This window comes from Neorhizobium sp. T6_25, assembly GCF_002968555.1.
Classification (GTDB): Bacteria; Pseudomonadota; Alphaproteobacteria; order Rhizobiales; family Rhizobiaceae; genus Neorhizobium.
Genome location: NZ_PVBL01000001.1, coordinates 207,485 through 228,120, shown reverse-complemented (window position 1 = coordinate 228,120; position 20,636 = coordinate 207,485). Strand labels below are relative to the sequence as shown.

General features: G+C 59.8%; 19 protein-coding genes. 2 read left to right on the top strand and 17 right to left on the bottom strand.

The annotated features are described in order from the left end of the window. Positions 1-397: 397 nt before the first annotated feature. The 4 genes from C5L10_RS01010 to C5L10_RS00995 form a co-directional block, all read right to left on the bottom strand. A complete protein-coding gene (locus tag C5L10_RS01010) occupies positions 398-1,831 on the bottom strand; it encodes a deoxyribodipyrimidine photo-lyase (protein WP_105428137.1) in 1,434 nt (477 codons plus the stop codon). Positions 1,832-2,119: 288 nt separating this feature from the next. Further along, positions 2,120-2,302, bottom strand: a complete 183-nt coding sequence (locus tag C5L10_RS01005) for a hypothetical protein (protein WP_245447882.1) — start codon at positions 2,300-2,302, stop codon at positions 2,120-2,122. 57 nt (positions 2,303-2,359) lie between these two features. Next, entirely contained in the window at positions 2,360-3,043 is a 684-nt protein-coding gene (locus tag C5L10_RS01000) for a glutathione S-transferase family protein (protein WP_105428136.1), read from the bottom strand. 21 nt (positions 3,044-3,064) lie between these two features. Next, entirely contained in the window at positions 3,065-3,475 is a 411-nt protein-coding gene (locus C5L10_RS00995) for a DoxX family protein (protein WP_105428135.1), read from the bottom strand. Positions 3,476-3,626: 151 nt separating this feature from the next. Here C5L10_RS00995 and C5L10_RS00990 point away from each other — a divergent pair, with 151 nt between their 5' ends. After that, positions 3,627-4,022 (top strand): helix-turn-helix domain-containing protein, encoded by a 396-nt coding sequence (locus C5L10_RS00990; protein WP_105428349.1) that lies wholly within the window; start codon positions 3,627-3,629, stop codon positions 4,020-4,022. Positions 4,023-4,356: 334 nt separating this feature from the next. Here the strand turns inward: C5L10_RS00990 and C5L10_RS00985 are convergent, their stop codons facing one another. The 5 genes from C5L10_RS00985 to rfbC all read right to left on the bottom strand — a co-directional run bounded on the left by C5L10_RS00985 (position 4,357) and on the right by rfbC (position 8,140). Continuing rightward, positions 4,357-4,575: a transcriptional regulator gene (locus C5L10_RS00985; protein WP_105428134.1), complete on the bottom strand. Its 219-nt coding sequence runs from the start codon at positions 4,573-4,575 to the stop codon at positions 4,357-4,359. 115 nt (positions 4,576-4,690) lie between these two features. Beyond that, the gene (rfbA, locus tag C5L10_RS00980) at positions 4,691-5,554 is read right to left on the bottom strand and encodes a glucose-1-phosphate thymidylyltransferase RfbA (protein ID WP_105428133.1); all 864 of its coding nucleotides are present in this window, start codon (positions 5,552-5,554) and stop codon (positions 4,691-4,693) included. Positions 5,555-5,566: 12 nt separating this feature from the next. Continuing rightward, positions 5,567-6,496: a dTDP-4-dehydrorhamnose reductase gene (gene rfbD, locus C5L10_RS00975; protein ID WP_105428132.1), complete on the bottom strand. Its 930-nt coding sequence runs from the start codon at positions 6,494-6,496 to the stop codon at positions 5,567-5,569. Beyond that, positions 6,496-7,557 carry a dTDP-glucose 4,6-dehydratase gene (gene rfbB, locus C5L10_RS00970; protein ID WP_105428131.1) on the bottom strand — a complete coding sequence of 354 codons (1,062 nt, stop codon included), beginning with the start codon at positions 7,555-7,557 and terminating at the stop codon, positions 6,496-6,498. Before rfbB ends, rfbD begins: the two co-directional genes overlap by 1 nt. A 10-nt stretch (positions 7,558-7,567) precedes the next feature. Beyond that, positions 7,568-8,140, bottom strand: coding sequence for a dTDP-4-dehydrorhamnose 3,5-epimerase (gene rfbC / locus C5L10_RS00965; RefSeq protein WP_105428130.1), 573 nt, complete (start codon positions 8,138-8,140; stop codon positions 7,568-7,570). Between the two features lie 371 nt (positions 8,141-8,511). On the opposite strand from rfbC, the gene C5L10_RS00960 reads away from it, so the two are divergent. Continuing rightward, positions 8,512-9,465, top strand: coding sequence for a hypothetical protein (locus C5L10_RS00960; RefSeq protein WP_105428129.1), 954 nt, complete (start codon positions 8,512-8,514; stop codon positions 9,463-9,465). 81 nt (positions 9,466-9,546) lie between these two features. Here the strand turns inward: C5L10_RS00960 and C5L10_RS00955 are convergent, their stop codons facing one another. From C5L10_RS00955 to C5L10_RS00920, 8 genes are all read right to left on the bottom strand, one after another. After that, a complete protein-coding gene (locus C5L10_RS00955; RefSeq protein ID WP_105428128.1) occupies positions 9,547-10,866 on the bottom strand; it encodes a glycosyltransferase family 4 protein in 1,320 nt (439 codons plus the stop codon). Further along, complete coding sequence (locus C5L10_RS00950) at positions 10,863-13,133, bottom strand: glycosyltransferase family 2 protein (RefSeq protein ID WP_105428127.1); 2,271 nt, start codon at positions 13,131-13,133, stop codon at positions 10,863-10,865. The genes C5L10_RS00955 and C5L10_RS00950 overlap by 4 nt, the downstream gene beginning before the upstream one ends. A gap of 17 nt (positions 13,134-13,150) precedes the next feature. Next, positions 13,151-13,882: a hypothetical protein gene (locus C5L10_RS00945; protein ID WP_105428126.1), complete on the bottom strand. Its 732-nt coding sequence runs from the start codon at positions 13,880-13,882 to the stop codon at positions 13,151-13,153. Further along, positions 13,879-15,141 carry a glycosyltransferase family 4 protein gene (locus C5L10_RS00940; RefSeq protein ID WP_105428125.1) on the bottom strand — a complete coding sequence of 421 codons (1,263 nt, stop codon included), beginning with the start codon at positions 15,139-15,141 and terminating at the stop codon, positions 13,879-13,881. Before C5L10_RS00940 ends, C5L10_RS00945 begins: the two co-directional genes overlap by 4 nt. Continuing rightward, positions 15,138-15,977 (bottom strand): class I SAM-dependent methyltransferase, encoded by an 840-nt coding sequence (locus C5L10_RS00935; RefSeq protein WP_105428124.1) that lies wholly within the window; start codon positions 15,975-15,977, stop codon positions 15,138-15,140. Before C5L10_RS00935 ends, C5L10_RS00940 begins: the two co-directional genes overlap by 4 nt. Next, a complete protein-coding gene (locus C5L10_RS00930; RefSeq protein WP_105428348.1) occupies positions 15,974-18,229 on the bottom strand; it encodes a glycosyltransferase family 2 protein in 2,256 nt (751 codons plus the stop codon). Before C5L10_RS00930 ends, C5L10_RS00935 begins: the two co-directional genes overlap by 4 nt. A 65-nt stretch (positions 18,230-18,294) precedes the next feature. Continuing rightward, on the bottom strand, positions 18,295-18,954 hold the full coding sequence (locus tag C5L10_RS00925) for a calcium-binding protein (protein WP_046632029.1): 660 nt from the start codon (positions 18,952-18,954) through the stop codon (positions 18,295-18,297). Positions 18,955-19,226: 272 nt separating this feature from the next. Continuing rightward, a complete protein-coding gene (locus C5L10_RS00920) occupies positions 19,227-20,627 on the bottom strand; it encodes an HlyD family type I secretion periplasmic adaptor subunit (RefSeq protein ID WP_105428347.1) in 1,401 nt (466 codons plus the stop codon). Between the last annotated feature and the right edge of the window lie 9 nt (positions 20,628-20,636).

Below are 20,636 nucleotides of genomic sequence, written 5' to 3'. Positions count from 1 at the left end.
CTAGCGTCGACGCATAGCGAGTCGATGAAGGGTCAGTCAGGCTCCGTGATACACTTGGGCATTTGTGCCATCTGCCGTGCGTCGCTTTAGCGTGCGGTCGAGAGCGGATCCGACCGCCGTGGCATACCGCCTGTCAGACAGGACTTGCGAACCGATCTTCCTGCTCAAGCCGTATGAACGATCGATCCTGCCGTGAGGATCACCAAAAGGCTCTGCAACAACACCGGGACCAAAAGCCAGCGATGGCGCGCCCTCCTGCCAACCAGCAAATTCCGCTGCAAATGTGGGAGACCAGGTTTCAAGTGAGACTCCGAGGCCTCCGGCGAGGAAGCCTTGCAGTTTGACCGGAGCCTTGGCAGCGCTTGTCCAAGCTCGTCTCCTTACCCTGTCGGCTGGATCAACGGATGTCGCGATAGGCAGCCAGCGCCCGGTCGCGGGCAAAACCGTGATCGACGATCGGTTTCGGATAGGTCTTGCCGAGCTTGATGCCCGCCTGTTCGAGGACATGCTGTGGCGCTTCGAAGGGCTTGTGGACGTATTTGCGATCCAGTCCTGCCAGCTCCGGTAGATATTCCCGGACGTAATCGCCATCCGGATCGAATTTCTCACCCTGCAGGACGGGGTTGAAGATCCGGAAAAACGGCGATGCATCGGCGCCGGAGCCCGCCACCCATTGCCAATTCGCCGAGTTGTTCGCGGGGTCGGCATCAACCAACGTTTCGCGAAACCATCTCTCGCCGCGGCGCCAGTCGATCATCAGGTCCTTGATCAGGAAGGACGCAGTGATCATGCGGACACGATTGTGCATGAAGCCGGTGCGCCAAAGCTGGCGCATGCCGGCATCGACGATGGGATAACCGGTCATCCCCATCGTCCAGGCGCGGAACTCCCCTGAGGCGTATCCCCATTTGAAGCGGTCGAACCTGTCGTCCCAGTTCTTGTCGTGAAGTTCGGGGAATTCAATGAGCAGATTATAGCAGAAGTCCCGCCAGGCGAGTTCACGGCGGAAATGGGCAACATCCTCCGACGCTTTGGATGGCAGGCCCCGGACCGCATGCCAGATGCGAGCCGGCGAGATTTCGCCATGCGCCAGGTGAGGCGACAGGAGGGATGTGGCATCGATCGACGGCAGATCGCGGCCGCGCTTGTAGTCGTGCAGCTCGCGATCGATGAGGTCGCCAAGTTTTTCCTGTGCGCCTGCTTCGCCGGGTGCCCACGTTTTTCGAAACTCCGCGGCCCAATCGGGTTTCGTCGGCAGCAAGGCCCAGTGATCGAGGTTCTCGGATGGCGGCAGAGGCTGCGGCGAGGGGCTTTTCGTCGGCGCGTCGATGGGTTCGTGCGGCTCGCCCGCCTTCTGGAGCGCATTCCAGAATGGCGTGAACACCTTGAACGCGTTTCCCGTACCGGTGCGGATGGATTTCGGCTCGTACAGGAGCTGTCCGTGGAAGGCGCGGATAGCGATGTCGTGCTCTTTCAGCTCAATGGCGATGCCCCGGTCGAACAGCGTCCGCTCATAGGCGCGGTTGACGAAGACGGTTTTTGCATCGGTCTTGCGGGCGAGATCGGCGAGCACGTCCTCGGCCTTGCCGGAGACAAGGACGAGGTCACTGCCCAGAGACTTTAGCGATGCCTTGAGTGCTGCAAGCGAGTGGTGCAGCCACCAAGCCTGCGCGGCACCGAGCGGTCCGATGTTCAGCTGTGCCGGCTCGCGGATATAGACGGGGATGACCGGGCCGCCAGCCTCGATCGCAGCGTGCAGTGCCGGGTTGTCGTCGAGACGCAGATCCTTGCGAAACCAGAGGATGGCGGGGGCCGGCTTTTCGTGAGGCACGGTCTTCTCCGTTCAGGGCATCGCTGCCCGAAAGTACGGACTTCGAGAAGGATCGGATCAGTTCAAGGGCGGATCACAGGGTCGAGCTACTCGATCCTTTGTGATCTTGGCTGCAGAAGTCTCCCCGGCAGCAGTAAGCCGGTCCGGAACAGCATTCCAGTGTTCATTCCAAGAAGATATAGGCACGCATGTCGGCGGCACTGCACACAACCGAAGGATCTGACGCCTGGGCTTCCGCAGGGGGCGATGATCAAGCTCCATATCACCCTTGCGCCGCGAACGGTGATTTCAGGAATTCACGAACCTCGTTGACTGCCGCAGCAGCGTGCGCAGCTTGACCCCACCTTTCGCCGGATTATCCTCACCGCCTGCGCTAACGACGAACCTATTGTCTACACCCAGATCGTCATAGGCCACAAAGAAGCCGGGCTCAGCTTGCGGTGCGCCGGCGCGCTTGACCTCGATCGCCACCTTTGGCTTTCCAGCCTGTTCAATGACAATGTCGATCTCGGCACCATCGGCTGCCCGTCAGGCAGCGGCTTTCAGCAACCATGCATCATGGTTCTTGAGAAATACCTTGAGCCTGTCGCCATAGTCATCGGTGACGGCAGCCCGCACGCTCTGGCGGGCAGCGAGGGCGTTACGCCATGCTGTCACGCGGGGCAGTCCGTCGAATACGCCGGCCGGCGAGATGGTGTCGAACACGTCGAAATAGCGGAAGATCGGCGCAAAGACCGCATCGACCAGGCTGAATGTCTCGCCGGAGAAGAATGGACCGTGGCCTAGCTCGACCTCGATACGGCCGAACTTGTCGAACAGGGCCTTGCGCTTAGCGTTATAGGCTTTGGCATCCTCGGCCGTCTCAAATCCCCACAAGTCCGAGAGGATTGAGGAACCGAACTCGATCCAGCCTCGATGCCGCGCCCGCGTCAGCGGATCGGCAGGATGGAGAGCAGCGCCAGGCTGCGTTTCTTCGAGATATTCGCAGATGACGGCGCTCTCGAACAACACGGCTTCCGCGCCATTATCCTGTTTGACGATCAGCAGGGGCACCTTGCCGAGCGGGGAAATAGCGAGGAACCAATCTGGCTTTGCGGCCAGATCGACATAGCGGCGCTCGAATGGCACGCCTTTCTCTGTCAGGGCGATCGCCGCGCGCTGGACGTAAGGGCAAAGATGATGGCTGATGAGGGTCAGCTTTGGGTCGGACATGATAAAATCTCCTTGAGCGGATCAGCGAAAGAAGGGGGAGGCGCGGAGGACATAGCGGCCGTCGCCAAACAGGAATTGGGCAACCGACAGGGCGAGGAGGTAGAGTGGATATTCCCAACCGCCGTTCGGCGCGTTGAACACCCACCCATTGCCGCCATGCGCCCAGATGATCGCGCCGAGAAGTGCCGGGATCAGGGCCACGGCCACCCACCGGGCATAGCTGCCGAGAACCAGCATCGCGCCGCACACGGCTTCGGCCGCAAAGGTCCCAGAGGCCAGCCATCCGGGCAGGGCGATGGACTCGAAATAGCCCGCCGTACCGGCAAGGCCGAAGGCGAGCAGCTTGAGCACGATCGAATGGGCGAGATACATCACGCCGAGGCCGACGCGCAACAGGATTACCCCGTAATCCGCTAATCGCTCTTGGGTCATGAAAAAACGGTCTCCTTATATAGATGTATCTGCATCTATATAAGGGCTTGCGTTGTCCGTCAAGATACATGTATCTGCATCTATGTCCGATTGTTCAGATACCAAAGCACAGCAGCCCTCTCCCGCCATCACGCGGGCCTGGGTGCGTCTTATGCGCGCCCAGCAGCTCATGCTTGGCGCTATCGAGCAAGATTTAAAGGCGGCCGATCTTCCGCCGCTTGGCTGGTATGACGTGCTGCTTGAGCTGTCTCGGGTCGAGGGCGGCCGCTTGCGGCCCTACGAGATCGAGGAACGCACGCTACTGGCGCAGCATAACCTTTCCCGACTTCTCGACCGGATGGACAAGGCCGGGCTCGTTCAGCGTGAAGTGTTTTCCCAGGACGGCCGGGGCCGGTGGGTCATCATCACCGAGGATGGCCGGGCCATGCAAGCGCGCATGTGGAACGTCTATGCGGCGGCGATTCAGCGGCATCTGGGCGACAAGCTGGACAACATGCAGGCTGATCAACTGGCCGAGCTGTTGGCCGCGTTGTCGCGTAACTCCTAAATTTCGCGGCAAAGTCAGGGGACTTGATTTTTCGGGGAAATTTCGGTCGCGAAAGTTAACTCTGCGAGAGACATTCGCGACACTTCGCCGCCCGGATTCCGGCCGCTGCAGTTTCCGACTTCCGTTCGACCAGCGTCCAAATGTGGCCGAAGGGATCGAGGATCGAGCCTAAGGCGCTGACATTTTATCCTGTCTACACAGATGAGTAAGGGGTTCGTACCAGACCAAGAAAGCACCTTCGCCAGTTTCGGCTGAAGGGGTTGAGCTTGAGGATCTTGTGAGCTTCTATGGCCGCCCGGAGTCGCCAGGCCTAAGAGCGTCTGGAACAGTGGCGCTACTTCTCGTGCTCGCTCGCCCGTGCGAAACGTACACCTACGTCGTCGCCATTCTCCGGAATGAATTCAATTCCAGCGTCATCTAGAGCACTTTTGATTTTATGAAGTGTGGCGGTGCGCAACTCTTCGCCCCTTTCGAGACGAGTGATGGTCTGCGTCGAGACTTTCGCCGCGTTCGCTAGATCCAGTACTCTCCAGAAAATGTTCAGCAGGCTCAAGCAGCTCGAGCGCCTCGCTACCCGCTAAGCTAAGGGCAGGAAATCCTTTTCGGGATTTCTCGCCTTAGCGGCCGCCAAAATATGACTGCCATACTTCGCAGGGACCAATCTTGAATTAGGTACAAAGCGTTTGTAGATATCTGCCATATTCGCTTTTGCCAAGCTTCTTGCCGACGGCTTCCAGTTGCTTGTCATCTATAAAGCCGCTGCGCCAGGCGACCTCTTCAGGGCTGTTGATCTTGATACCCTGCCGCTTCTGCAGAGTGCCGACAAAATTCCCTGCTTCCAGCAAGCTCTCGGGAGTGCCGGTATCGAGCCAAGCAAAACCGCGGCCCATTTGTTCGACGTTCAACTTGCCACGTTCGAGATATACTCGGTTGACATCGGTGATCTCCAGTTCACCGCGCAGCGATGGCTTGAGGTTTGCGGCAATCTCGACCACGTCCTTGTCGTAAAAATAAAGCCCGGTAACTGCCCAGTTGGATTTCGGGACCGTCGGCTTTTCAACGATCGAGATCACCTTCATTCTCTTGTCAAACTCCACCACGCCGTAACGTTGCGGATCGTGGACATGATAGGCGAACACTGTGGCACCATCGTTGCGCGCCGCAGCGCTTTCAAAAAGCTCCGTGATGCCATGGCCGTAGAAAATGTTGTCGCCGAGGATGAGGCAGGATTGATCCGATCCGACAAAATCGGCACCGATGATGTAAGCTTGAGCAAGACCTGCAGGTGAAGGCTGTTCCGCATAGGAGAGCGAAATTCCCCAAGCCGAACCGTCGCCTAACAGGCCGCGAAAATCGGGCAGATCATGCGGTGTGCAGATGATGAGAATGTCGCGTATTCCGGCCAGCATCAACGTTGAGAGCGGATAATAGATCATCGGCTTGTCATAGACGGGCATGAGCTGTTTCGACGTGACAAGCGTCATCGGATGCAGCCGCGTTCCGTTGCCGCCGGCCAGAATGATACCCTTCATCGACAATTCTCCTCAAAATGCCGTTTCCATGCCGGCCTCTTTTCTCAGCGCACCGCCAGCCAAGAGCCGTTGCACCGTCGTCGCGGTCGCGATTTTCCAGTCTGGCAGACGAACACCGTGAAACCGTTCGAGTTTGCTGCAATCCAATCTCGAATTGGTTGGCCTGCGAGCCGGTGTCGGATATTGCGCAGTCGGGATCGGATGGACGATCGCCGACGGGCCACCCATCTCGGCAGATATGCGGAAGATCTCGGAAGCAAAACCCGCCCAGCTGGTCTCACCGCTTCCCGCCAGGTGGAACATGCCGCGCAGGCGTCGGTCCCGTGACGACAGCAAATTGCCGGCAACCGTGAATATGGCATCGGCGATATAAAGTGCAGATGTTGGATTGCCGTATTGGTCGGCGACGACATTGAGTTCGTCGCGACTTTCGGCAAGATGTAACATTGTGCGCAGAAAGTTCTTGTTAAAGGGGCTGTAGACCCACGCGGTCCTGAGGATGACGTAATCCGCCCCCGACGCGATGAGACAACGTTCGCCCTCGAGCTTCGACCGACCATAAACACAGAGGGGGGCAACAGGGTCGCTCTCCTGATAAGGCGAAGTCTTGTTGCCGTCAAAGACATAGTCCGTCGACAAGTGAATAACCGGCACGTTAAGCTTGGATGCCACGCGACCGATCTCATTTATGGCCGCGCTGTTGATGACAAAAGTTTTGGCGGCATCGCTTTCCGCTTGATCGACGGCGGTATAGGCGGCAGCGGAAATGATCAGTTCGGGTCTCGCTTCCACAAGAGCCTTTTCAATCGTTCCAATATCGGCAAGGTCGAGATCGGGTCGAGCCAGCGGGATAACTCTTATCCCGCTGTGGCGCTCGACGCGCTCGACCAAAGACTGAGCGACTTGCCCGCCACGTCCGGTGACCACATACCGCCGGGACATCATTTGCCTCCGGATCCGTTAAGTAGGCCGAGCCGGCCACCGCCGTATCCCTGACGCAGCGGCGTCCACCACCATCCGTTTTCCAAGTACCACTTGACCGTCTTTTCGATCCCGGTATCGAAGTTTTCTTCTGCCTTCCAACCCAATTCCGCCTCGAGCTTGGTGGCGTCGATTGCGTAGCGCGCGTCATGCCCGGGCCGATCCATGACATATGTGATCAGTCGCTCGTGTGGGGCATTCTGCGGCCGGAGGGTATCTATGATCGAGCAGATGCGCTTGACGACCTCTATGTTGCGTCGCTCATTGCGGCCGCCGATATTGTAGGTTTCGCCGATCCTCCCTCGTTCGGCGATGAGGTCCAGCGCCCTTGCGTGGTCCTCGACAAATAGCCAGTCGCGGATATTGGCGCCGTTGCCGTAAACTGGCAGCGATTTGCCCTCAAGAGCATTCAGAACAATCAGGGGGATCAGCTTTTCAGGGAAGTGATACGGGCCGTAATTGTTCGAGCAGTTGGAGACAATAACCGGCATGCCATAGGTGCGGGCCCACGCTTTGGCCAGGTGATCAGAGGCTGCTTTGGACGCTGAATAGGGAGAGGAGGGATCGTAGGGGGTTTCTTCGGTAAACAATCCGCCTTCGCCGAGAGAGCCGTACACCTCGTCGGTAGAGACGTGGAGAAAGCGAAAGTCTGCTTTGGCTTTACCGAAGAGATCCTGCCAATGGTGCCGGGCCGCCTCCAGCAAAGTAAATGAGCCGATGACGTTGGTTTCGATGAAGCAGCGGGCGCCAGTTATAGATCGGTCCACATGGCTCTCCGCCGCCAGATGCATGACTCGGTTGGGTTTGAAACTGTCGAACGCCTCCTGCATCGCCGCTCGATTGCAAATGTCTGCCTGAAGGAAACGATGCCGCGGATTGTTTTCGACGGTGGCGAGCGACGCTACGTTGCCGGCATAAGTCAGCTTGTCTACGGTCAAGACGTCGTAGTTTTTAACGAGAACCAGATGACGCACGACAGCCGATCCGATGAACCCGGCTCCGCCGGTAACGAGGACGCGCATTGCATGCTCCCTAGCTGCCACTCGCTACTGTGAATGAAGTCGTCTCAAGCTCGGCGAGAAGTGGCTGCGTCCGATCTCTCTGCGAAAGCACGGCGCTTTCTGCTGTCACCGGCCAGCCGATATTGAGCTCTGGGTCGTTCCATAAAATTCCACGGTCATGGTCGCGGCTGTAGTAGTTTGTTACGTTGTAGGAGACGACACTGTTGGGCTGAAGGGTGCAGAACCCATGCGCAAACCCTGCGGGAATCCAGACCTGGCAACCGTTCTCGGCGGTTAGTTCCGTTTGGACATGCTGTCCAAAAGTCGGTGAGCCTCTCCGGATGTCGACTGCGATGTCGAGAATGGAACCAGCGATACACCGGACCAGCTTTCCTTGAGCACGAGGTTCAATCTGGAAGTGTAAGCCTCTAATCGTGCCAGCGTCTGCTGAATACGACTGGTTGTCCTGGACGAAATTGAAGGCGCCGATGTTTTGGCCAAAGACGTCAGAACGAAAAGTCTCTGAAAAATATCCGCGATGGTCTCCAATTTTTTTGGGTGTCACCAGCACGACGTCGGGGATTTTCGTTCGTTCAAATTGCATGTCTTCCTCGCACTCAGATCGCTAGATCATTTCAACCACGTGATGGAAACATCCGGCCGCGTTTACTGGATCATTCGTGACATCTCCAAAGGGCTTTTTGTTTTGTGCCGTCGCAACGAAGCCGCCTCGTTGTCTCCAGGGTAACCGATGCAGGCCAGAAACATCTGGCGTGAACGCAGGTGTGGTTGTTATTTTCCGAACCGGATAAAATTTCCATAGCCAGGAATGGACGATTAATAAATAGATATTCCTCTCATGTGTGTAAATCTGTTATTGACGTTAAGCAACATTTTACGAATGATTGCGCGACCGAGCAAATATAGTTCAAAATTTGAATTAGTTTTATTCAGTAACTGCTTGTGGATGGCCGTATGATCATATTTTCAGATGAAAATTTGGAGGTGATACATCGTTCTGGATCGTCTCCCTATCTTCTCGTCACATTCAACGAAATGGAAATGAGGGCGAACGGCAGTCGTTTCTGGGGACAGCGATTGTGCGAGAAGGCCGGCATTTCGGCGCTTGGTTTCATCAGCCGGCGGCCGAACTGGTTTCCAGCAGCGAGCGTCGTCAAGGCTGTCGAGGCGGCAGCGCCCATACTTCAGGCGGCGTCGGAGCGGATCCTCTACGGGCATTCGCAGGGGGGATATGCGGCGTTGCGGTACCGGAGGCGCTTCAATGCCACGGTGGCCGTCGCCTTTTGCCCACAAATCTCGATCGATCCAAAGGCCGTTTCTTTCGACCGCAGGTTTGCGCGCCATTTCTCGCCCGACCTTCATGCGAATATGGGGATCGCGCCTGATCACGCGGCAGGCCGGGCCTATTTGTTCTTCGATCCGTTTCACACCGTCGATCACCAGCACGCGGTTCGGATCGCGGCGCTACAGGAGAGGACCCAGCTGGTGCCTGTCCACATGACCGGCCATGGCACCGTTCGCGCCTTTACCGGGACGGCGCGCGCGCTGTCGCTGATCGACGCCTGCCGCGCAGACGATCTTCCGGGTCTGCGCGGTCTCGCCCGTGCAGCGCGCGTGATCGCGCCGATGCGGCCCTATCAGATCGCCATGACGGCGATTGCTCGGCATCGGGCCTGGGCCGACAGGTTTCACACGCGCTTCGGCCCAAATTTCTCTCCTGTCGAGCAGGCAAACTTCCTCTACCATCGGGCCAACCGCCATATTCGCGACGGTGAGCTTGTGACGGCGCGGGCCATGCTTGCGGACGCCATGGCGTATCAGCCGGACAATCTCGGCTTCGGCCGCCGGCTGGAGGAACTGGACGGCCGTATCGCGCGGCTTAGAGCGGCAGGCGCTGCGCATTCGTGACCGAATGTTGCCGAGCCTGCCGAGACAAGGCAGCCTTCGCGAAGAAGGCCGGTCCCTCAGCGTTTCTCGAAACGAGTGTCTTCAAAGCGCGGGCGAGAGAAGCTTGGGGCTTTCGGCGATCGCGGCATCGAGTTTCCGCCGCAGCAAGGTGCGATAGAGTTTGACGTGTTCGCGCGCACAGGCGGCGCGGTCGGCGGGTTGGCGCATGGAAACGCGCAGCCGCTCCCAGATCTTGCCATCGCCCAGCACCTCAACAATGCGATCCGCGAGATCCTGGCTGCTGCCTGCCCGGAAGTGCAGCCCGTCCTTTCCGTCGCGCACCTTCTCGGCCATTCCGCCGATATCGGAGCAGATCATCGGCCTGCGGTGGAGCAGAGCTTCCTGAATGACAACGGGCGAGTTTTCCCACCAGACGGACGGCTGAACCACCCAGTCGACGGAACGCATAAGACGCGGCACGTCCGCGTTCTGGTAGGCGCCGTAGAAGCGAACGCGGTGGCCGGCCTCGGCGATGAGCTTGTTGATACGTTCCTGGAATTCGACCGGCTGTCGCTCGAGATTGCCGCCGAAGATCATCAGGCAGGAGTCTTCGCCCCATACCTCCTTCGGGATGCGCGAGACGGCCTCGATCAGCAGATCGGCGCCCTTGAACGGCGTCATCTGTCCGAAATAGGCAAAGCGATTGCGGCGCGGCTTGGCACCTTGAACCTCGCGCGCGGGCGCTGCCGTTTCCATGGCGATGCCGTTTTCGATCACGCTGATCTTGTCTCTTTCGATGCCCCACGCGGCGTAGCGATCCGCCAGGAACCGGCTGGGGGAGATGAAAGCGTCGGCAAGGCCGAGCATGCCGCGGGCGAACAATTCCCGCTTCAGGAAGCGCGAGACGGGGATTTCGGGAAAGCAACCGTGGCAAGCGACCGGGGACGCGGCTTCGCAGAGCTGGCCGGAAGGCCTTTTCACCATCTGCCCGTGATTGTGGCAGATCGACAGATATTCATGGAATGTGACGATGATGGCGGCGTGCGGAAACGCTTCTCTCAAAGCATAAAGGGCTTCGAGGCCGATACCGAGAACATGGTGAAAATGGATGACATGGGGCCTGAGATCGCGCGCAAAACGCAAGAGGTCCCGGCTAATCGCCTGGGTATCACCGTTGGAGAGGAAGAAATGGTCGTAGTCGTCCGTGTGGAACAGCAATTCGTCCTCGACAAGGCGCAGGCTCATCAGCGCGGATGCGGCGTGCCGCGGCACCGGGTGTCCGATCCGGGCCAGATAAACCGATTCCACGTTCGGCAATGCCTTCAGGCCGAGGTGCAGGTTATGGGACGCGATTTCCGCCCCGCCGAGCGAGACCGAGGGATGCGCATGCGAGACGACAAGGACGCGAAGCTGCTCGTTCATGCGGGCCTCTTTTCCAGGTGCTTTTCAATGGTAAGGATAGGCAGCCATTGGCTCTTGAAGATCTTTCGGTCGATCTCCGCCACCAAGGCCGCCATCGCAGGACTGTCGCCGGCGCGTGCGTCGTCGCAGCCCCACATCTGCACGGACGGCAGCAAATAGGAGTCGAACCCGGACCGGCTGAGGCGGAGGCCGAGATCCAGACCCTTTTCCTGCGTTCCGAGATAGCCGCCGGAAAAGCCGCCCGCGCGCGACAGGGCGTCACGGGGCATGATGCAGCATTCGAGCGATGCCGCCGCGATGCTGGTCACCTTCATGTCGGTCACCGCTTTGAGCGGATATCCGGCGTAGCGGCCCACAACCGGTTGGTCGTCGTTGCCGTCGTCAATCCAGCTTCCCGCCCAGCGAACCGAATGGTCTTCGTAAGCGAGGACAGGCGAGACTGCGCTTCCTTTCATTGTGGAAGCCGTGGCCACGAGCTTGCCATACCAGCCTGTCCCGTGCGGGATTAGCGAGGCGGAGAGCGACACGACCGTTTCACAGGAAAGCGCCTGCGTGCCCGCTTCCAGCATGTCGTAGACGTCGCCCGTACCCTTCGTCGACACCATTCTGACCGAAAGGCGATAGAAACGTGCGAGCTCCTTGAGGCGGGTGGCCTGCCTGCGAAACCGCTCGGCGGGCATGGCGATCACGATCGGAGCGCCCCGGGTTTCCGGATCGAGCGCAAGCAGGGCGAGCAGCGGGGAGATATCTTCGTCGCTGTCGCCTACGCCAATGATGATCGGCGGGCCGTTTTCTTCATCGAAGAATCCGGCATCTATGATCGTTTCGATGACCGGCGCTGACCTTCCCGATGATTGTTTGAGGAACGGAACAATGTGTGTATCGACGATCCCTGGTAGCGCGTTGTTGGCGGGATCGATCGAGCCGATCTGGCGCAATGCCGCCGAACGTGCCGGAAGGCGTGTCGGTTTTACCGGCAGAAACGCACGGCGCGAATCCTGCAGCGTCAGTTCGAAATAAACGGGGGCACCGGGATCTTCAGCCGATAACTGGGCGTGGGCGATGAAGCCGTGGGCGCGCTGATCTCCCCGCAGACCCGGCACAAGATGCGCCTGGTCGTTGAAACTGTCCGTGACGTCGGGGCGATCGAAGCGCGTCCAGTGTTCGTCGAGGCGGCTCGCAGCATCACGTCGGCGCAGTCTAACCGTCGCGACGTGGCCATCCGGGTCATAAAGCCAGCCGGAGATGAGGAGATTTCCTGCATCGGCCTCGAATATGCTGTCTATCCCCATCCGGACGGGATAGGGCAGGCCGGAGACGGTTTCCTTGCCCTCAAAGCTGTTGGCAGCGGCCCGCAGGGACAGGAGCACGTCCGGCGTGCCATGGGTGCGCATCAGGACAGACCGGATGTGTTCGGGGGTTTCCTGGGGATCGGTGATGCGCTTGCGAGGGTGGATAGCGACATGCCTCCAACCGGCGCGCCCTCGAAAGATCAGACCTTCAATGTCGGCAGCGCGGGCAGCCTCGTGCGTCTCGAGCAGGCCGACAAAACCTGCGGCGCCATCAGGGGCGTCGGGACGTGCAAAGGTGGCTATACCGCATTCCGCGACCACCGGTGTCGATCTTCCGATCAGGGACATCCGGCAAGGCCCGGGCGCCATGGCGCGGCTCCAGCCCTGCAGGAATGTCACGCCGTCATGGCTCTCGCCGATCAACTCGACGAAGCCGTCAGTGGCGTGGGTCGCCTGTAGAAGCGCGGTTATGGCGAGAAGCCTGCGGCGGCTGAGATTGCCGGCCATCAGCGCGTCCACGAGCCGGTTTATGACGGCGGCCGACTGAGATCCCGCGGCCTCCAGCATGAGCGCGGCTGCTTCCTCCGTCGAGGCAAGACGGGACGCAAAGATATAGGGCGCACTCGTCTCCTTCTCTCCGAAGCGTATCGTGGTCATGGCAAGGTCGGTGTCCCCTGCCGGAAGCAGCGCCGCAAAGCCATGCTTGGCCCGCGGTGAGGATGCGGCCGATCGCCATTCCGAGACAAATGCATTTCGCGTGTCGGCTTGGTCTTCGCCGACGCAAACCGTCACGTCACCGGCCGGGACTTGGCCGAGGCCGATGATTAGCAGGGTTGTCTCGTCGACGCGGCAGCCGATTACCCTTCCGGAGCGCATCGCCCTGCTCGTCCCCTGCTTGGCGGGCAATGGTTTGGCGACCAGGGGGTTGGTGGCAGGAGGATTGGTAACCGTGGGGGATTGTTCCGTAACCAGCATGTCTTGCCCTCCCTCGCTCAAATCCTGGCAATCAGCGCAAGGCCGGCGCCAGCGGCAAATCCGACCAGGACGAACAGCAGCAACAGCATGGGTTTGAATTCAGCGCTCGCCCGTTTCTTCAATGTATCCAGGTTCTTCTCCATCCCCGCCACGACCCCGTCGAGCCGCATCAGGTGGACATCGAGGTCATTCAAGCGTTGGCTGACCTCCACCTTGAGGTTTTCGACGGCGTTGCGGATTTCGGTCAGGCCGGTGGTTTCGGCCTTGTCTCCATCAATTTCCGGTGCGCGCTGCAGGGAGCGCTGCGAGACCTGCAACTGCCGCTGCGACGCCATCAGCACATCGAGCTTGTCGAGCACTTTTGCCAGCGGCGCTGCGATCAGGGCTTCGGCCGCCTGCTCGTTCGGCTGAGGAACACGCAGAGCCTGTTCGGAGCCGCTTTCATTGCGCGCCATGACGACGATATCGTTGGCCCGCGAATGGAGGGGGTCGGGCAGCGCGATTTCGAATGCGTGTTTGCCGTCGCCAATACCGTTGCGCCGCAGATCGGGACGGTTGCGATCGGCAACGGCCTCGGCAATTACCTTGCCATCGAGAAGGACACGGATGGTCAGCCGTTGATCCGGCGCCATCGGGTCGAATGCCCAGCCGAAAATCCTGCCCATGTCGACGGCGTCCACCCGGCCGTTCATCGGCTTGACGTTGTCCTGTTCGGATGCTGCATCCGGTCGTTCAGCGGGACTGGTCATGCGCTCTCCAATGCCTGAATCTGTGCCGTCTCCATCCACTTGAGATAGCGGCGGGCAGTCGTGTCGATGTCGTCAGGCTTGCGGGCGTTTTGCGCGAACAGGTGCAGCAGTTTCGGGTCTTCGACGATGTCGCGCATCGCCGCGGCGAGCGCCCGGGCATCATTGGGTGGTACGGTCAGGCCGTTGACGCCATGCTCGACCATCTCAGCCATTCCGCCGATATTGCTGGCGATGACAGGACGGCCTTGCGCCTGGGCTTCCTGAATGACCAGCGGTGCGTTCTCCCACCAGACAGAAGGAACGATAGTGCAATCGACCGCGGCCACCAGATCGCCGATATCTTCGCGTCGGTAAGGGCCGCGGGCCTGAACGGATCCGGATGTTTCTGCAAAACGCCGATTGATCTCCTCGACGAACGTTTCGCTCTGGAAGGGCGCGCCGCCATGGACGCGAAGTTCGAAATCGAGGCCGTCGGCAAGAAGCTGACGCGCCGCCTCGAGCAAGACGGTCACCCCTTTCCAGGGGTTGAGATTGCCGAAATATCCGAAAACCGGCTTGCCGCCCTGGAGCAGATCTCTTGGCACGCCGGTCTTGCGGGCGGGGATGCCATTGGGAATGACGCTGATCGTATCTTCGTCCAGTCCCCATTGCACGTAGCGATCGCGCAAGAAGGCGCTTGGCGAGACGAAGTGGTCGACCGTGCTCAGCAGGGCCTTCAGGTGGCGTTCGCGCAACGCAAATCGATCGAGCGGAATGTCCTTGAAGCAGGCATGGCAGCGGTCCGGGCTGGATTGGTGACAAAGCTCCTTGGTGCCAGTGCGCACCATCAGGCCGTCATGGTGGCAGATGGGGTAGTAGTCGTGGAGTGTCATGACGATCTGGCAGTCGGGCAGGGTGCGGCGGACGATGTGGGGAAACTCGGCGCCAAGCAGCAGCATGTGATGGAGATGAACCACATCCGGCCGGAAATCGCGCAGTAGCTCCGCTATGTCTGGCACGACACCATAGAGGTCGATCTGGCTCATGAAGAAGCGGTCGAAATGTCCGGACCACAGCAGGATTTCGTCTCCTGCCGAGCCGATGCTCTGGAAGCTCGTGCCTGGTCTCGCTTCGCGATGAATATGGTTTGTGGCACCGAGAAACAGAGCTTCATGGCCCTCGCGCTGATAGGCGCGAAACAGGTCATGGGCGAATATCTCGGTGCCGCCCGGGTGAAGGGACGGATGGTTGTGGGCAGCGACCAGTATGCGCTTGCTCATCGGCCATTTCCCCGGCGCTTTGCCACGATGAAATCCTGATGGTGAGCCGCATTGGTACCGCGCCAATGGCCCAGCGATTTCAAGGTGATGGAGAGGCCGGCGCGTTCGAGCGCCTTGTCGAGAAAGCCGTCTTCGAAGCCGACTGCCGCAAGCGGCGCCTGGTTGGGTACGAACCAGCACGGGCTTTCGCCATAACGGCGGAACGCAAGGCGCGGATCGCGCCGCCCGTGCTCGTTTGCCGCCGCGATCCGGTCGACCACGAAGGCTGTCATGAACAATCGCCCGCCGAATGACAGGACCCTGCGAACCTCGGCGAGGTAAACAAGGACTTCCGCAGGGGGCAGGTGAGTGACCACCGACGTCATGATGACGAAGTCGAAATGGTGATCCGGAAAGGGAAGCTTCAGGGTCTTGCCGCTGACCTTGCCGTTCGGATTGTAGAGTTCGTGCGCGATATCCAGTCGCTGAAAGGCGAAATTGGAGTAGGCGGGCGTGATCGTCCGCTGGCACCAGTCGATGCCGCCCTCGACGGGATCGATGCCATCGTAGCGGCTCGTCTGCGGATCGAGATACTGGGTGAGCGGCACGGCCATTCGGCCGATACCGCAGCCGATGTCGAGCACGCGGGCTTCTTCGCGCAGGCCGCCGATACGGATGAAGTGCCCGAGGAATTCCACGCCTATCGCACGAAAATCGCCGTCACCAACGAACACATTGGTGGGTTCCGGCTGCGGCAGAAATCGGTTGGCCCGAACGGCTTCGAGCAGCCAGCGAACGCGGTCCTCATCGACCAGCCGAGCCGGCTTGGGAGGGTGCACGAGTGCTACCTGTGTCACGCTGCGTTCCTTTCCTGGCTTCTGCCGTTTGTGGCGGCGGGGCGATCTTGATCTCTGCCGAACTGGTTCGCCATCAAGTCGGTGATGTCGTCTTCCCAGCGCTGGGTGTGCAGCCAGGAATTGTATTGGCTGGCGACGCCGCGCATATAGTCCTGGCTGCGGCGGATCGAGCGACGCTCGAAATGATACAGGCAGGCGGCGGGCTCATAGGCGATCTGGAGCCCGAGACGGCGGATCTTGAGGCAGAGGTCACTGTCCTCGTAGTCGCCGATTATGTAGTCCTCGGTGAAGCCGCCGACACGCTCGTAGATGGCCCTGCGGGTCACGAGGCAGGCGCCGGTGACGCCGGGAACCTCGCGGGCTTGTTGGGCGGGAGCATAGTCACCGGGCATGCCCTTGTTGAAATGATGGTTCAACCAGATCCCGCGCTGGTCGCGGCCAAAATAAAGGCCGGCATGCTGCAGCGATCCGTCTTCGAAGAGCAGTTTGGGGCCGATCGCGCCCAGCCTGCTGTTTTCCAGCAGCGGCCGCGACAGCACCTGAAGCCAACCGGGTCCCTTTGGCACGACATCCGAATTGAGCATGACCAGAATGGCACCGCGGGCAAAACGTGCGCCGGCATTGCAGGCCCGCGCGTAGCCGCTGTTGCGGTTCATGATGACCAGCTTCATCGGCAGCCCGTGCAGCAGGTGCAGGCCGCCCAGCATATGCTCCGTCTCATCCTGGATTTCCGGTGAATCGAGGACGAAGATGATCTCGGCATTGGCGACGAGCCACGGATCGGTGGCCATTCCCGACAGTTGGAAGCGCAGGAAATCGAGAACCTTGTAGAGAGGTATGACAATCGAAACGAGGGGTGTGGTTTCGGACAGGTTGTAGTCCTTCGTAGAATCGACCTCTATGGTCTTGCCCAGCCGCCGTTCTATGTCCTGCAGGGCGGGCGCGAGGATCGTGCGGAAGGCACTGTCGACCGCATGCTGCGGCGGAACCGCGCGAAGGACATGGTTTCGCTGCGTCGCGGGCTCGAAAGGCTGCAGCTTCGGTATCAGCGGCCTGACCGCTCCCGAAGCAAGGCGCAACTGAAATCGCGGCTGCAGAAGCGGGCCGGGGGATTGCGTCAGCGGAATCCAGGCAACGAAGCCGGTCACATCGGTCTTGCTCTTTTCATCCTTGCCTTCTGCCCATGCCGGGAATTTGTAGCTGTTTGCGTCAAGCGGCACGGCGGTGCCGTCCTCCTTGACGTAGTCGATGCCGGCGAAGGCGGATGACGGTGCATGAAACCAGCCGCCTGCCAGAAGGCCGTCGTCGAGCGCCAGGGCGAGATCGACCTCGCCCGACGGATGCATCGACGACTTGGCAATACGGGTTGCAGGCAGCGGGGCGTTGACCTGAAGGTCGGTCGCCGTCGCGGCGCTGCCTTCCGGCAACGTGGCGAGACAACGGACGACCATTTCGCGCAGCTCGACGGCCTCACGGTTCTTGCTCCACCAGGTCTGAAGGTTGGGATTGCGAGGTTTGTCGTCAGCAAGCTGGCGGATTGCTGCACCATTCTTGCTCAGGAGGACGATGAGAAACGGAGGAGAGGGATAAGGCGCCTCCGCAATGAAATGGCACGGTTGAAGTCCGCTTTTCATCTTGCGTCCGAGGACAGGCCTTGCGGCCATGCGTGCGATCGATGTCGCGCCGATCGCATAGATCGCTACGATGTCGCCAAGGTCCGGATTGATTGCCGTCTCGATCAGATGGCGTCCCTGGGCGACCTGGCAGACGATGCCGGCGGCCTGCGGTTCGGGCACGAGCGCATGAAGGGCGTCTTCGACGATCATATGGAAAAGGTGGTCGCCGGTGATGCGGAAGGCGCTTCGCCAGACGGTCAGCAGGTTGTTGACGAACTTGATACGGGAACCCGGTGCAAGATCGGTAAACAGCGCTTCCACATCGAGGGGCGTGAGCATGCGTGCCGGCTGCATCATGACGGTTTCGATGATGCCGCCGTGTTCCGTGCAGATGTCCACATTCACCGGCTGCTGTTCCGGCCGCATCGCCCAGAACATGCGTTGCCTTCCGTGGCCGAGCGGAAGCATCATGCTGACCAGCGGTACCGGCGACCGATCCATCGACAACAGGCACTTGGTGGTTGCGGGAAGGGCCGGGGGGAGATCCCAGACAAGGATGGCCAAATCCGCACCGAGTCGAAAGGTTTTTGCGTTTCTAAAAACGCCGCTGGCGTCTATCGCTTCGTCGAACGTCACACGCTGCCCCTCTGGATCGGAGTTGCGCGCCCCGCGGGAGGAGGCGGGGCGCGCAGAAATCATGCTCAGTGAACGGTGAAGTAGTTCTCGGGATTGGCATGAATGTCGTCAGCGTCGACATTGACCAATGTGAGCGTATCGCCATGGCCGAGATCCACGACGACATTGCCGCCGACCTGCGTGATGCGCGAGGCCAGATCGTCCGGCGAAGTCACGTCGAGGCCATTGATGCCCTTCGAGATCTGCAGGATATCCTCGCCAGCGGTGAAGTCGAGAATGACGTCATTGCCGCCGCCGCCGCCGAAGACGAAGACGTCATTGCCTGCGCCGCCGACCAGCAGGTCATTGCCAGCGCCGCCGTCGATGATGTCGTTGCCGTCGCCGCCGTAGAGGATGTCAGCACCCTTGCCGCCGGACAGAAGGTCACTGCCATGCCCGCCGAGCAGGGTGTCATTGCCCTTGTCGCCGTAAAGAAGATCATCACCCCAGCCGCCGACAAGATTGTCGTCGCCAGCTTCACCGTTCAACAGGTCGCTACCCTCGCCGCCGAACAGGGAATCATGTCCCTTTCCGCCGAACAGGATGTCGTCACCCTCGCCGCCCAACACCGTGTCGTGTCCGTTGCCGCCGTTTACGAAATCATCGCCCGCATGGGCGCGGATGAAGTCGTTGAAGCGGGAACCGAACAGGGCATCATCGTATGCTCCGCCTTCCAATGTGGCCATCTGCCTCTCCTCTTCAGGTTTGTTTGAGTGCGTTGTCGGCGCAGGGTGCGACGATTTCGCGCTTGAAATGTGCACTGCAAAAATCGGAAGCGCAAGCATAACCAGGAGCTAAAATGTCAGATGTTGGGAAATACATTTCCTGAACTGAATATTAATGGCACATTGTTTCGATAATGGGCCATCTTAAAAATTAAAGTTGCCGTATTTTACTTTAAAACAACTTCAATATTTGAAACAGTTTCTGCCATGCAGCATTTCTTGCGGCCTGGATACTAGTCTTCCCTGAAGGCGCGATGGAAACTTTCGAGGACGGGAGAGGTGATGTAATCGATCGCGCGGCGTGACGCGTGAATGATCAGCACTTCTGCCGGCATGCCGGGATAGAGGCGCACATCAGGGTTTGCCTCAAGCGATGCCGGGTCGAGTTTGGCGCGCGCGACGAAATAAGCACTGTTTGATTTCTCATCGACCGACTGGTCCGCGGCGACATACGTGATTGTACCTTCCATCGGCAGGCGGGACCGTTGGTTATAGGCCGTCAGCCGGACCTGGGTATGCGAGCCGACGGCGATGCTGTCGATGTCGCGAGGATTGACGCGCATCTCGACCAGCAGCGGCTCGTTTTCCGGGACGATCTCAAGCAACGGCTGGCCGGGCGTGACCGCGCTGCCGGGCGTGCGCAACAGGATGTTGCTGATGATGCCATCCTGTGGAGAGCGGATTTCAAGCCGCCGCAGCACGTCCTTCGACGCGGTGATCTGTTGTTCGACGTCGGCGAGATCGACGCGTGCAGTGGTGATTTCGCCGGCAATCGTCGACTGAAAGTCGCTTTCGATCCCCGTCAGCGCAAGCTGTGCACCGGCTGCGGCCTTTTCGGATTGGGCCTTGTTGCCGACGAGTTCGCCCCGCTGCCTCGCAAGGTCGCTGAGCCTGGAGTCAATCTCGATGACCTGGGTACGGGGTACGGCACCTATCTTCACCAATGAGTCCATCGACGTGCGGTGCTCCCTGATGAAGCCGATTTGCCGGTCGATCGCCTCGATCTGGATATCGTATGACGCCGCCAGTTCGAGGTGTTCCTCGATCGTTTTTCTCTGGACCTCGACGCGTCCGACCTTGGTCTCGCGCCGCTTTTCGAAAAATATCGTCTCCGCCCTGACGGAGTCGTCCATCGCAACATCCCAGGCGTCGCCGAAATCGTTAGGAAAGCTGATTTGGGCCGCGTCGTTCTGCTCAGCTTTCAGTCGAGCCAGTTTGGCGATCAGGCCGATGCGCCTTGCCTGGAGCGACCGGAGGCTGGAACGGGCACGCGTATCCTCCAATTCGATCAGGGGCTGGCCGACCGTGACCTTGTCACCCTCCTGCACGAGCAGTCGGTTCATCACCCCGCCTTCGAAATGGCTGATGGTTTTACGTTTCGAATCGACGATGACCGTGCCGTTGGCGACCGTCGCGCTGCTGAGTTCGACGGAAAACCCCCAGGCAAAAAATCCGCCGAAGGACACGAGGATCGTGGCGAGCCCTGCAATGACGAGACCGCGCAGCGGTGAACGGTTGTCAAAGTGGTCGAACTCAGGGCTCGACGGGGCGGCATCCCGCAAGGCCGGCTGATATCGCTGGATTTGACGCTCGGAAAGATCGGCGCGGATCGCCAGCGGTTTTTTCTCAACCAGGAGAGGTTT